The sequence below is a fragment of the Bradyrhizobium sp. Bra78 genome, from assembly GCF_024519855.1.
Classification (GTDB): domain Bacteria; phylum Pseudomonadota; class Alphaproteobacteria; order Rhizobiales; family Xanthobacteraceae; genus Bradyrhizobium; species Bradyrhizobium japonicum_G.
In genome coordinates this window covers 1-13,574 of the sequence record NZ_JALJRE010000026.1, presented here as the reverse complement: position 1 = coordinate 13,574, position 13,574 = coordinate 1, and the positions used below count along the sequence as shown (strand labels likewise).

Sequence of the window (13,574 nt, the reverse complement as noted above, 5' to 3'; positions counted from 1 at the left end):
GCGACGTGAATCTACTGCGAATCTACGATTGCGAACTTGTGACTCAGGACACTAGCGTCGCTCTTGCAGGGCGGGCAAAGCGAAAGCGTGCCCACCGCCTGCGCAAGGTCTGGAGAGATGGTGGGCACGGCGCAGGAGCGCCATTGCCCGCCCTGCAGCATCTCGCTTTCCAGCTTCTCCGCGCAAGAAACCGCATGCCGCGCATCACATGATCGCAAGCGTTGAATTCTCAACGTGCGAGATATCTAGGGCATGAGCGACAAGGCCGTCATCACCTGCGCGCTGAACGGCGTGCTCACCGATCCGAAGCAGCACAACGTGCCGGTCACGCCTGAAGAAATGGCGCGCGAGGCCAAGGCTGCGTTCGATGCGGGCGCGTCCATCATGCACATCCATCTGCGTCAGCAGGCGCCGAACAAGGGACATCTGCCCTCCTGGGAGGTCAGCGTCAGCAAGGAAATCCAGCAGGCGATCCGCGAAGCATGTCCCGGCGTCCTCATCAATCACACATCCGGGGTATCAGGGCCGAACTACAGCGGCGCGCTCGACTGCATCCGTGAGACCAGGCCCGAGATTGCGGCCTGCAACGCCGGTTCGCTGAATTATCTGAAAGTGAAGGCCGACAACAGCTGGGCCTGGCCGCCGATGATGTTCGACAACGCGGTCGAGAAAGTGAAGGACTATCTCGACGTCATGAACGCGGTCGGCACCATCCCCGAGTTCGAATGTTTCGACGTCGGCATCGTGCGTTGTGTCGGCATGTACACCCAGGTCGGCATGTACAAGGGTCCGCTCGAATATAATTTCGTCATGGGCGTCGCCTCCGGCATGCCGTCGGATCCGGAGCTGCTGCCGATCCTGCTCAAGCTGAAGCGCCCCGAAGCGCATTGGCAGGTCACCGCCATTGGCCGCGAAGAGATCTGGCCGCTGCATCAGCGCTGCGCCGAGCTCGGCGGCCATCTGCGCACCGGCCTCGAGGACGCCTTTTATCTCGCCGACGGCAAGAAGGTGACGTCGAACGGCCAGTTGATCGAGGCCATCGCCGCCTGCGCCCGGCGCGCAGGCCGTGAGATCGCGAGTCCGGCGGAAGCGCGGAAGATATTTGGGACGAATCGGTAGGGTATCGCCTCATCCGTCATTGCGAGCGAAGCGAAGCAATCCAGAATCTTTCCGTTGAGGCAGTCTGGATTGCTTCGTCGCTTCGCTCCTCGCAATGACGAGCAGGATCAAGTCATGTCCATTCTCGAAAACACCGTTTCCCCTGGCAGTGCCGGCTACCGCGCCAACCGCGACGGCATGCTCGGACTGATCGACCGCATGCGCGCGCTGGAAGAGCGTACGCGCGCAGCCTCGGCCGCGGCAAAGGAGCGCTTCCACAAGCGCGGGCAGCTGCTGCCGCGCGAACGCGTCGCGCTGGTGCTCGATCCTGGCGCGCCGTTCATCGAGCTGTCGACGCTGGCCGGCTACATGTTCGATGTGCCGGATGCCGACAAGAGCGTGCCGGGCGGCGGCGTCATCGCCGGCATCGGCTTCGTCTCGGGAGTCCGCTGCATGGTCAGCGCCAATGATTCCGGCATCGATGCCGGCGCACTGCAACCCTATGGCCTCGATAAGACGCTGCGTGTGCAGGAGCTCGCGCTAGAGAACAAGCTGCCCTACGTGCAACTGGTCGAAAGCGCCGGCGCCAACCTTTTGCGCTACCGCGTCGAGGATTTCGTCCGCGGCGGCAACATCTTCCGCAATCTGGCGCGGCTTTCGGCGGCGGGGCTGCCGGTCGTTACCGTCACGCACGGCTCGTCCACTGCCGGTGGCGCCTATCAAACGGGCCTGTCCGACTACATCGTCATGGTGCGCGGCCGCACCCGCGCCTTCCTCGCGGGGCCGCCGCTGCTGAAGGCCGCGACCGGCGAGATCGCCACGGAAGAAGAACTTGGCGGCGCCGAGATGCACACGCAGGTCTCCGGCCTCGGCGACTATCTCGCCGAGGACGACCGCGATGCCCTGCGTATCGCGCGCGAGATCATGGCGGCTCTGGAGTGGGAGCGGCCGGGCCGGGCGGAAGCTGATCACAAGCCGCCGCGCTACGACCAGGACGAGCTGCTCGGTATCATGCCGATGGACCACAAGCGCCCCGTGGACATGAAGCAGGTGATCGCACGCATCGTCGACGATTCCGATTTCACCGAGATGGCGCCGAATTACGGTCCGGCCACCGTCTGTGGCCATGCACGCATCGAAGGGCAGGCGATCGGCATCATCACCAACAACGGCCCGCTCGATCCGGCCGGCGCCAACAAGGCAACGCATTTCATCCAGGCCTGCTGCCAGACCCGCACGCCGCTGCTGTATCTGAACAACACCACCGGCTACATGGTCGGCAAGGCCTATGAAGAAGCCGGCATGATCAAGCACGGCTCGAAGATGATCCAGGCGGTGACGTCGGCGACGGTACCGCAAATCACGATCTATTGCGGCGCCTCGTTCGGCGCCGGCAATTACGGCATGTGCGGCCGCGGTTTCCACCCGCGCTTTTGCTTCTCCTGGCCGAACGCCAAGACTGCCGTGATGGGCGGCGAGCAGGCCGCCGAGACCATGGCGATCGTGACGGAAGCCGCCGCAGCCCGCCGCGGCAAGCCGATCGAAAAGGACAAGCTCGACGCCATGAAGGCGCAGATCATCGGCGTGTTCGACGGCCAGATGGACGTGTTCTCGACCAGCGCGCGCGTGCTCGACGACGGCGTGATCGATCCGCGCGACACCCGCGCGGTCCTGTCTGAGGTACTTGCGATCTGCCGCGAGGGCGACGCACGGACACCTCAGCGCATGCAGTTCTCGGTGGCCCGCCCATGAGGAACGGATCAGTGCAGCACCGGCCGTACGTCAGGGTTCTGATTGCCAATCGCGGCGAGATCGCGCTGCGGGTGATGCGCAGCGCGCGCCGGCTCGGCCTTGGCGTCATCGCGGTCTATTCGGATGCGGATAGCGATGCCCTCCATGTGCGGCAGGCCGATCAGGCCGTGCGCATCGGCGAAGCGCTGCCGGCGCGGTCCTATCTCAACATTCCCGCGATCATTGCCGCGGCGAAAGCCAGCGGCGCGGATGCCGTGCATCCCGGCTACGGCTTCCTCGCCGAGAACGAGGATTTTGCGCAGGCCTGCAAGGACGCTGGCCTCGTCTTCATCGGCCCGTCGCCACAGGCGATCGAGGCGATGGGCAACAAGGCCGGCGCCAAGGAGATCATGAAGAAGGCCGGCGTGCCCTGCGTGCCTGGCTACCAGGGAGCCGACCAGGGCGACGATGTCATGCTTGGGGAAGCCAGGAAGATTGGCTTCCCCGTGATGATCAAGGCTGTCGCCGGCGGTGGCGGACGCGGCATGCGGCTCGTGACCGATGTAGCTTCGTTTCCGGATGCGCTGCGCAGTGCACGGTCGGAGGCCAAGGCCGCCTTTGGCGATCCGACCGTGATCCTCGAACGCGCCATCCAGAATCCGCGCCACATCGAGATCCAGGTCTTCGGCGACAGCCACGGCAACGCCATCCATCTCGGCGAGCGCGACTGCTCGGTACAGCGGCGGCACCAGAAGCTGATCGAGGAGGCGCCGTCGCCGGCGGTGACGCCGGAGTTGCGCGCCAGAATGGGTGAGGTCGCGGTCGCCGCCGTGAAGGCGCTGCGCTATGAGGGCGCCGGCACGCTGGAATTCCTGCTCGATACGAACGGCGAGTTCTACTTCATGGAGATGAACACGCGGCTCCAGGTCGAGCATCCCGTGACCGAGGCGATCACCGGGCTCGATCTCGTCGAGCTCCAGCTGCGCGTGGCGCGCGGCGAGACATTGCCGGTGAAACAGCAGGACATTCGCTTCGAAGGCCATGCCATCGAGGTGCGGCTCTGCTCGGAAGATGCCGCACAGGATTTCATGCCGCAGTCCGGCCGCATGGCGCTCTGGCAGGTCCCGGAGGGCATCCGCGTCGAGCATGCGCTGCAATCGGGCTCGGAGATCCCGCCGTTCTACGATTCCATGATCGCCAAGGTGATCAGCCACGGCGCCACGCGCGAGGAGGCGAGGGGACGGCTGATCGTCGGGCTGGAGCAACTGACAGCATTCGGCGTCACCACCAACCAGGCGTTCCTGATGGCCTGCCTGCGTCATCCCGGCTTTGCCAGGGGCGAGGCGACGACGGCCTTCATCGGCGCGCACCGCGACGAGTTGCCGGCGCCGCGCGCCGACGCCGCATTCGAAACGGCGTTGGCGGGCTTGCTGCTCTACGTGACAAATCCGCGCGCGCCGTCGTGGCACAGCGGACGGAGCCTTGCGGCTACGTTCCCTCTGCCCGCGAAAATCGAAATTGCGGATCACGCGTGTGAGCTCGAGGTCACCCGCGAGCGCGATGGCGGCTACACCGTTGCCGTCGACGGACGGCAAGACAGGTTCGAGATCGACCAGCTCGATGCCGACGCGATCCGCTTTCGCCATGATGGCGTGATGGACAGCGCAAGATTCCTGCGCGGCGGGAACCAGCTCTACCTTCAACACCGCGGCATTCCGCTTGCGGTCACCGATCTCACCCTCGCCGCGCCGAAGGCTGCCGCGAGCAATGGCGGCGACGGAAAAGTCCGCGCCGCCATGAACGGCCGCGTCGTCGCGGTCCTGGTGAAGCCCGGCGAGCGCGTCACTGCCGGCCAACCGGTGCTGACGCTCGAAGCGATGAAGATGGAGCACGTCCACAAGGCCGGTATCGACGGAGTCATTGCCGCGATCGACGTCGCGGAGGGCGAGCAGGTGACGACGGGAAGGATCGTGGCCGAGATCGGGGCGGGGTAGGCCGGCACGACGCTATCGTAGGGTAGGCAAAGGCGCATAGGGCCGTGCCCACCAGTGCCGCGATTGCCATGGAATGGTGGGCACGCTTCGCTTTGCCCGTCCTACGGGATCGAGTTCGGTCGCCCCGTCCCCTCATTGAGCAAACACGCCACCTGATGACGATCACCGGTATCCACCAGCGCCGGCCGCTCCGTCCTGCATCGCTCCATCGCAAACCGGCAGCGGGTGTGGAACGCGCAGCCGGAGGGTGGATTGACCGGGCTCGGCACGTCGCCGTCGACCAGCGGCACGAGCTTCTTCGCGAGCGGGTTCGCAACCGGCACCGAGGCGAGCAGGGCCTGCGTGTAGGGATGGCGCGGACTGCGGAACAGCTCGTCCTTGTCGGCGATCTCGACGATGCGTCCGAGATACATCACGGCGACGCGGTGGCTGATATGGGCGACCACGGCAAGGTCGTGCGCGATGAAGAGATAGGAGAAGCCGTGCTGGCGTTGCAGGTCGATCAGCAGGTTGATCACCTGGGCCTGGATCGAGACGTCGAGCGCGGAGACCGGCTCGTCGCAGACGATCAGACGCGGCCCGAGCGCCAGCGCGCGGGCGATGCAGATGCGCTGGCGCTGGCCGCCGGAGAATTGATGCGGGAAATTGCGCATCTGGTCGGGCCGAAGGCCAACCTGCTCGAACAGCTTTGCTGTGCGTGCCTCCAGCGCCTTGCCGGTCGCGAGCCCGTGCACGGCGAGCGGCTCGCCGACGATGTCGCCTGCGGTCATGCGCGGATTGAGCGAGGCGAACGGGTCCTGGAACACGATCTGCATGGAGCGCCGGTGCGGGCGCAGCGCCGTCTTTGAGAGATGGGTGATGTCCGCACCATCGAGGCGGATCTGGCCCGAGGTCGGCTCCACCAGCCGCAGCACGCTGCGTGCCACCGTCGATTTGCCGCAACCGGATTCGCCGACCAGGCCCAGCGTCTCGCCGACTCCAACTGAAAACGAGACGCCGTCGACGGCATGCACGGTGCCGACCTGCCGGCGCAACACGCCCGCGCGCACCGGATAGTGCTTCGTGAGATCGGTGACCTCGAGCAGCGCCACGGTCATGCCACCTCCGCCACGTCGGCCGCGCGCCAGCATGCGGCGAGATGGCCGCCGCCCCAATCCGTGAGCGGCGGATATTCGGCCTCGCAGCGCTTGATCGCGAGCTTGCAGCGCGGCGCGAAAGCGCAGCCTTTCGGCAGCCCGACCAGCGACGGCACAGTGCCGGGAATTTCGTTCAGCCGTTCCTGCGCGGCGACACCCGACGCCGGCACGGCCGGGATCGAGGCCATCAGCCCGCGCGTGTAGGGATGCATCGGCGCGGCGAACAGCGCCTCGACGCTGGCTTCCTCGACTTTCCTGCCCGCGTACATCACGATCACGCGCTGCGCCGTCTGCGCGACGACGCCGAGGTCATGCGTGATGAGCACGAGCCCGGTGCCGAGCTCCTTCTGGAGGTCGAGGATCAGCGCCAGGATCTGCGCCTGGATGGTGACGTCGAGCGCGGTGGTCGGCTCGTCCGCGAGCAGCAGCGCCGGCCGGCAGGCCAGCGCCATCGCGATCATCGCGCGCTGGCGCATGCCGCCGGAGAGCTGGTGCGGATATTCCCGTGCGCGCCGCGCCGGTTCGGGGATGCGCACCAGGCGCAGCATCTCGACCGCGACGTCGCGGGCCTCTTTCGACGACATGTTCCGATGCAGCCGCACGGCCTCGACGATCTGGTCGCCGATCCGCATCACCGGATTGAGCGAGGTCATCGGCTCCTGGAAGATCATGGAGATGCGGTTGCCCCTGACAGCGCGCATCGCTGCCTCGTCCAGTGCCAGCAGATCGGTGCCTTCGAGCGTGATCGAGCCGCCGACGATGCGGCCGGGCGGGTCGGGTACCAGCCGCATCAGCGAGAGGGCAGTGACGCTCTTGCCGCAGCCGGATTCGCCGACGATGGCCAGCGTCTCGCCGCGCCTCACGGTGAACGAGACGTCGTCGACCGCCCTGAACAGGCCGGAATTGGTGAAGAACACCGTCTTCAGATTCTTCACCTCGAGCACGAGATCGGATTTTTCCGCCATCAGCCGCGCTGCCGGGGATCGAGGATGTCGCGCAGGGCGTCGCCGAACAGGTTGGCGCCGAACACGGCGAGGCTGATCGCGATGCCCGGGAAGATCACCAGCCACGGCGCGGTGCGGACATATTCGGCCGCGGATTCCGACAGCATGCGGCCCCAGGACGGATAGGGCTCGGGAATGCCGAGGCCGAGGAACGAGAGCGAGGCCTCGGTCAGGATGGTCGAGCCGAGCTGCGCGGTCGCGAGCACGATCAGCGGCGCCAGCGTGTTCGGCAGCACGTGGCGCAGCGCGATCCGCACTTCGCTCATGCCGATCGACTTGGCGGCCTCGACGAATGGCAGTTCGCGCAGCGCCAGCGTGTTGGCGCGGACGACGCGCGACACGGTCGGGATCAGCGGAATGGCGATGGCGATGATGACATTCGGGAGCGACGGGCCGAGCGCCGCCGTCATGATCAGGGCCAGAACCAGCAGCGGCAGCGCCTGGAGAACGTCGGAGATGCGCTGGAACACCAGATCGACCCAGCCGGAGAGATAGCCCGAGGTCAATCCGACGATGACGCCGATCGCGCCGCCGAGCGCGGTCGAGCCGATCCCGACCGCAAGGGAGATCCGCGAGCCGTGGATTATGCGGCTGAAGACGTCGCGGCCGAAGGAATCGGTGCCCATCCAGTGCGTCAGGCTCGGGCGCGCCAGCGCGCCGGCGGCGTCGATCGTCAGGGGATCATAGCGCGCGATGAAATCGGCGAAGATCGCCGTGACCACGAACAGTGTCATGATGACGAGGCCGGCCGCGCCCAGCACGTGCCGTTGCGCCAGAAACAGCACACGCCGCCAGCCGCCGGCAGCATGCGCGCCGGCGCGTCTCAGTTCGAGATCATAGTCGATCGTAGCCAAGCAGCTCTCCTAATCCGTGTACCTGATCCGTGGATCGAACACGGCGTACAGCATGTCGACGATGAAATTGGCGCTCACCACCACGACCGCGATCAGCATCACGAGGTTCTGCACGATCGGATAGTCGCGCCAGCGGATCGCCTCGACCAGGAAGCGGGCGACGCCGGGGATGTTGAACACGGTCTCCGTCACAATGAGGCCGCCGATCAGGAACGCGGCCTCGATGCCGATCACGGTGATGACGGGCAGGATCGCGTTCTTCAGCGCATGCTGATAATTCACGGTGGCATCGGAGGCGCCCTTGGCGCGCGCGGTGCGGATATAGTCCTGCCTCAGCACCTCCAGCATCGAGGATCGGGTGATGCGCATGGTCAGCGCGGCGCTGCGGAAGCCGACGGCGGCGGCGGGCACGGCGTAGGTGGCGAACGCCTCGAGCCAGGTCTGTGGATTTGGATTGAAGATCGGCATCCGATTGAACATCGCCACCGACGCGGTGAGGATGAGCAATCCAAGCCAGAACGAAGGCAGCGACAATCCGCTCAGGCTGACGACGCGGAGCGCGTAATCGAGCCGCGTGCCCTGCTTCACCGCGCTGATGACGCCGAGCGGAATGCCGATCGACGCCGAGAACAGCAGCGCCAGCCCGGCAAGCCGCGCGGTGATCGGAATCCGCGGCAAGATCTCCTGGAGCGCCGGCTTCTCGGAGACGTAGGAGTAACCAAAGTCACCACGCAGAAAACCGCTGATCCAGTGCCAGTATTGCAAGATCAGCGGCTGGTCGATGCCGAGCTCCTTTTCCAGATTGGCCTTGTCGGCGGGATCGACATAGCCGGCCGCGGCAAACAGGATGTCGACGATGTTGCCGGGCACGATGCGCAGCAGGAAGAAGATGACGACCGAGATCCCGAACAGGGTCACGAGCATCAGAAGCAGGCGCCGCACCAGATAGGCAAACATCCTTCGCCCTCCGCGAGCCGCTAGTCTTCAGCCTGGCGCGCTACTTGTCGAGCCACACGTCCTCGTAGCGAAAGCCGTTATAGGAGCTGTTCGACATGATCGTGACGCCCTTGACATAGGGCTGCCAGCAGGTACCGGCCCGGGCATGGAAGATGATCGGACGGGCGACGTCCTCCTGCAGCTTTTTGTCGATATCCCAGACCAGCGGCTTGCGCTTGCCGATGTCGGTCTCCTGCGACTGCGCGTCGAACAGCTTCTCGATCTCCTTGTTGCAGTAATTGGTGTAGTTCCGTTCTGAGCCGCAGGAATAGTTTTCGTAGAAGGATTGGTCGGGGTCGTCGACGGAATTGCCGGTCAGATTGAGGCCGAGCATGTAATCCTTGCGCGCGACTTTCGGGAACCAGTTCGCGGTCTCGACGACGTCGAGCTCGCCGTCGATATAGATGCTCTTGAGCTGATCGATCAGGATCACCGCGGGGTCGCGATATTCGGCGATATTGCGCGTCGAGATTTTTACCGCGAGGTGCTTGTCCGGGCCGTAGCCCGCCTTCTGCATCAGCTTCTTCGCTTCCTCCCGGCTCGCGTTCACGTCAGGGCCATAGCCCGGAATGGTCGCCAGCTTGTCCTTGGGCATGCCCCAGATGCCCTGAGGTGGCGGCAGCATGGTGCCGCCGATATCGGCCTGGCCTTCGAACAGGATATCGACGAAGGCCTTCCGGTCGAGTGCCATCGCCATCGCTCGGCGGATATCGATGTTGTCGAACGGTGGGGAGGTCGAATTGACGATGATGTTGGTCGAGACATTGGTCGGCTCGACGACGCAAACCGCGTTCGGCGCCTGCGACTTGATGTCCTTCAAGAGCGGAATCGTGATGTGCGTCGGGAAGGTCATGTCGAACTTGCCGGCGACGAAGGCGAGAATCGCGGTCGAGCGGTTCGTGATGATCGTGTACTCGATGCCGTCGAGATATGGCAGGCCCTTCTTCCAGTAGTCAGGATTTCGCGTCAGCTTGATCGATTCGTTGGCCTTGAACTCGACGAATTTGAACGGCCCGGTTCCGATCGGATGGGTGCGCATGTCCGCCGGCGAGACGTGACAGGGATAGACCGGCGTATAGCCGGACGCGAGCATCGCCAGCAGCGAAGGTTGCGGCCGCTTCAGATCGAAGGAGACCTCGAAATCGCCGTTGGGCGTGACGTCGTTGACTTCGCTGTACCAGGCCTTGCGTGGATTCTGCCGCAACTTCTGCTGCGATTTGCCCATCAGGAGATCGAAAGTGCACTTGACGTCGGCCGATGTGAACGGCTTTCCGTCATGCCATTTGACGCCCTGACGCAGCTTGAACGTCAGTTTCTTGTTGTCGCTGCTCCAGGACCAGCTCTCGGCCAGATCAGGCCTCAGGGTATCAGGGCTGTTCTGCGCGATGTGCTGGTCATAAATGACGAGATTATTGAAGACCCCCATGAACGGCACGTTGACCGAATAGGTCGCACCTTCGAGGATGGAGGCGTTGGCCGGACTGTCGCGATGATACATCCGCAGGACACCGCCCTGCTTGGGCTCGCCGGCGAGCGTAGTGGTTGAGGCCGTCAGCACAGATAGCGCCGCCATCGCGGCGAGCGCCCATACGCTCCGCATGCTCATCCTCCCTGGACATCGGCCTTTTGCGGCCTGTTTGTCGCGACGATAGCGACGCGGGCCCTGCGAAGCAACCCGCAAGGGCGGCAGCGCTCTCGACAATTCGGATGACGCGAGGCCGCAGGAGGTTCACACATTTCATAATGTGGGAGTGCAGGTGCGAACGGATGGTTCCTGTGCCGAGCCGCCGCGACAAGCTTCGCTGTCGTCCCGGGTCCGCGCCGACGTTGGTTCTGGATGACAGTGAAGTTTGTGGTTGTGCCTGTCACACGATCCTTGACGTCTTGTTCCCCCAATACCGGTCCCGCAGCAGGCGCTTGTAAAGCTTCCCCGTCGGCAGCCGCGGCAATTCCTTCTCGAAATCCACCGAGCGCGGCACCTTCTGCCGCGACAATGACGCGCCGCAGAAGGCGATCAGCTCCTCGGCGAGCGCCTCGCCCGGCACCACGCCCGGCATCGGCTGCACCACGGCCTTCACCTCTTCGCCGAGATCGGGATTGGGGACGCCGAACACCGCGGCGTCCGCGACCTTCGGATGGGTGATGAGCAAATTCTCGCATTCCTGCGGATAGATGTTCACCCCGCCCGAGATGATCATGAAGGTCGCACGGTCGGTGAGGTAGAGGTAGCGATCCGCGTCGACATAGCCGACGTCGCCGACCGTGCTCATGCTGCCGTCGGCCGAGCGCGCCTCTTTCGTCTTCTCCGGATCGTTGAAATATTCGAACGGCGATCCAGTCTTGAACCACACTTGCCCCGGCGTGCCGGTCGGGCACGCCTGCATGTTCTCGTCGAGGATATGGAGGTCGCCGAGCAGCACCTTGCCGACGGTGCCGCGATGGGCGAGCCATTCCTCGCTGTTGCAGGCGGTAAAGCCGAGGCCCTCGGTCGCGCCGTAATATTCGTGGATGATCGGGCCCCACCATTTGATGATGTCGTCCTTGACCAGCGCCGGGCAGGGCGCGGCGGCGTGGATCGCGATCTCCAGCGAGGACAAATCGTAGCGCTTTCGTACCTCCTCAGGCAGCTTCAGCATGCGCGAGAACATCGTCGGCACCAGCTGGGTATGGGTGATGCCCCACTGCTGCACGAGCTGCAGGTAGCGCTCGGGATCGAAATTCTCCATGATGATCACGGTCCCGCCCATGCGGATCGTGAGGTTGACCGCCGCCTGCGGCGCCGAGTGATAGAGCGGCGCCGGCGACAGATAGACCATGCCCTCGCGGTAGTGCCAAAGCTTTGTCAGGAAATCGAACAGCGGCAGATTGTGCTTCGGCGGCTCCTCCGGCAGCGGCCGCAGGATGCCCTTGGGCCGTCCAGTCGTGCCCGACGAGTAGAGCATCGCGGTGCCGAGCCATTCATCCGCAATCGGCGTCTTCGGCATGTCGGCGGTCACCTCGGCAAGTCCGACGATGCGGTCGCTCTCCCCGGGGCCGTCGGCGACGATGCAGAGCTTGATGTCGGGGCAGGCCTTGATCGCCTCGCGCGCGATGTCGAGTTTCGCCGCAGATGTGATCAGGATCTTCGACTGGCTGTTGACGAGGAGATAAGCGAGCTCGCCCGGCGTCAGGAACGAGTTGATGCAGGTGTAGTACAGCCCGGAGCGCTCGCCCGCGCCGCAGGCTTCGAGGTAGCGCGAATTGTTCTCCATGAAGATCGAGTAATGGTCGAGCCGCTTCAGGCCGTGCTTGCGGAACAGATGCGCCAGGCGATTGCTGCGCGCGTCGAGCTCGCGATAGGTGACCGCCTCGCCTGTTCCAGCCATGATGAAGGCAGGCTGGAGAGGGCGTAGGCGGGCATGCTGACCTGGGTACATCGATCCTCCGGCTTTGAATCATGCGGCGAGAACCAGGATTTCGCGCAACTGCGCCGGGCTGTCGATCTTGCGCGGATTGCGCGGCACCCAGGGCGTGCGCATCGCCTGTTCGGCGATGGCGTCGAAATGCTCGGGCGAGACGCGCACGTCGGCGAGGCTGCGCGGCATGCCGAGCGAACGGATGAAGGCATCGAGCACGTCGGCGGCGTTGTGGCCGGGAAAGCCCATCGCGGCCGCGACGATCATCTGGCGCTCGGCATTCGCGCTCGCGTTCCATCGCATCACGGCCGGCAGCATGATGCAGGAGGTGTGGCCGTGCGGCACGTCGAAGGCCGCGCCCAGAACGTAGCCGATGCCATGGCTCGCCCCCATCGGCACGCCGGCTGCGAGCGCGCCCATCGACAGCCAGGTGCCGATCTGGGCGTCCATCCGCGCGTCGAGATCGGAAGGGTCGGCCTTCACCCGCGGCAGCGAGTCGGCCAGCATCGCGAGCCCCTTGACCGATTGCGCGTCGGCATAGGGATGGGTTTCGTGCGAGCAGATCGCCTCGACGCAATGATCGATGGCGCGGATGCCGGTCGAGAGGAACAGCCATTCCGGCGTGTGCACGGTGATGGCGGGATCGAGGATGGTCGCCCGCGGCACCGTCAGCGGGTGCCGCAGCATCTGCTTCACATGCGTGCTGCGGTCGGTGACGCCCGCGATCGAGCTGAATTCGCCGCCGGCGATCGTGGTCGGCACGCTGATCTGGCGCACGACCGGCGCGGTCATCTCGGGCGCGACGCCCTTGTGCACTCGGATACGATCTATGCCCTCGATGTCGTCGATGCCGTTGGCGAGGCAGAGCTGCACCGCCTTGGCGCCGTCGGTGATCGAGCCGCCGCCCACCGTGACGATCAGATCGGCGCCCGCCTCGCGCGCCGCATTGGTGGCCGCGATCACCGCTTCGCGCGGCGTGTGCGCCGGCATCGCGTCGAACAGGCCGGCGCAGCGCGCGCCCAGCGCATCTCTGATCTTCGTGATCTCGTCGGTCTGCCGGTTCAGCGTGCCGGAGACCATGAGGAACGCACGGCGCGTCCCCAGCCGGTCCATCTGCGCGACGGTGGCCGCGGCCGCCGGGTGACCGAACACGACCTCCTCGATCGCGCCGTAAACGACACGTCCCTGGTGCACGCCTGTCCTCCCGGACAATTCGTCTTGCTTTTGTGAGGATAATCTAGCCGAGCCGGGCGCGCCCGTCATGTGCGAAGACGCTGGGGCAACTCTTGCCCTACCCCTCCAGGGCAGGGCTATCGCATATGACAGCGGGAGGTTTCCGAAAGACCTCGGCCTGCATGGTTCGAGA

10 protein-coding genes are annotated in these 13,574 nt (G+C 65.0%); 3 read left to right on the top strand and 7 right to left on the bottom strand.

The genetic code is table 11. The annotated features are described in order from the left end of the window. Positions 1-252: 252 nt before the first annotated feature. From OC450_RS34225 to OC450_RS34215, 3 genes are all read left to right on the top strand, one after another. A complete protein-coding gene (locus tag OC450_RS34225) occupies positions 253-1,119 on the top strand; it encodes a 3-keto-5-aminohexanoate cleavage protein (RefSeq protein WP_256808637.1) in 867 nt (288 codons plus the stop codon). 114 nt (positions 1,120-1,233) lie between these two features. Further along, positions 1,234-2,850: an acyl-CoA carboxylase subunit beta gene (locus OC450_RS34220; RefSeq protein ID WP_211384057.1), complete on the top strand. Its 1,617-nt coding sequence runs from the start codon at positions 1,234-1,236 to the stop codon at positions 2,848-2,850. Beyond that, entirely contained in the window at positions 2,847-4,823 is a 1,977-nt protein-coding gene (locus OC450_RS34215) for an acetyl-CoA carboxylase biotin carboxylase subunit (RefSeq protein WP_262049472.1), read from the top strand. Before OC450_RS34220 ends, OC450_RS34215 begins: the two co-directional genes overlap by 4 nt. Before the next feature lie 101 nt (positions 4,824-4,924). On the opposite strand, the gene OC450_RS34210 is transcribed toward OC450_RS34215, so the two are convergent. The 7 genes from OC450_RS34210 to OC450_RS34180 form a co-directional block, all read right to left on the bottom strand. Continuing rightward, positions 4,925-5,920: an ABC transporter ATP-binding protein gene (locus OC450_RS34210; protein ID WP_256808640.1), complete on the bottom strand. Its 996-nt coding sequence runs from the start codon at positions 5,918-5,920 to the stop codon at positions 4,925-4,927. Next, a complete protein-coding gene (locus tag OC450_RS34205) occupies positions 5,917-6,924 on the bottom strand; it encodes an ABC transporter ATP-binding protein (protein ID WP_211384060.1) in 1,008 nt (335 codons plus the stop codon). Before OC450_RS34205 ends, OC450_RS34210 begins: the two co-directional genes overlap by 4 nt. Next, entirely contained in the window at positions 6,924-7,817 is an 894-nt protein-coding gene (locus OC450_RS34200) for an ABC transporter permease (RefSeq protein WP_211384061.1), read from the bottom strand. The genes OC450_RS34205 and OC450_RS34200 overlap by 1 nt, the downstream gene beginning before the upstream one ends. A 9-nt stretch (positions 7,818-7,826) precedes the next feature. Further along, on the bottom strand, positions 7,827-8,774 hold the full coding sequence (locus OC450_RS34195) for an ABC transporter permease (protein WP_211384062.1): 948 nt from the start codon (positions 8,772-8,774) through the stop codon (positions 7,827-7,829). A gap of 40 nt (positions 8,775-8,814) precedes the next feature. Further along, positions 8,815-10,413 carry an ABC transporter substrate-binding protein gene (locus OC450_RS34190; protein WP_211384063.1) on the bottom strand — a complete coding sequence of 533 codons (1,599 nt, stop codon included), beginning with the start codon at positions 10,411-10,413 and terminating at the stop codon, positions 8,815-8,817. A gap of 265 nt (positions 10,414-10,678) precedes the next feature. Further along, the gene (locus OC450_RS34185; protein WP_256808644.1) at positions 10,679-12,229 is read right to left on the bottom strand and encodes an AMP-binding protein; all 1,551 of its coding nucleotides are present in this window, start codon (positions 12,227-12,229) and stop codon (positions 10,679-10,681) included. Between the two features lie 18 nt (positions 12,230-12,247). Beyond that, positions 12,248-13,402: an iron-containing alcohol dehydrogenase gene (locus tag OC450_RS34180; protein WP_262049471.1), complete on the bottom strand. Its 1,155-nt coding sequence runs from the start codon at positions 13,400-13,402 to the stop codon at positions 12,248-12,250. Between the last annotated feature and the right edge of the window lie 172 nt (positions 13,403-13,574).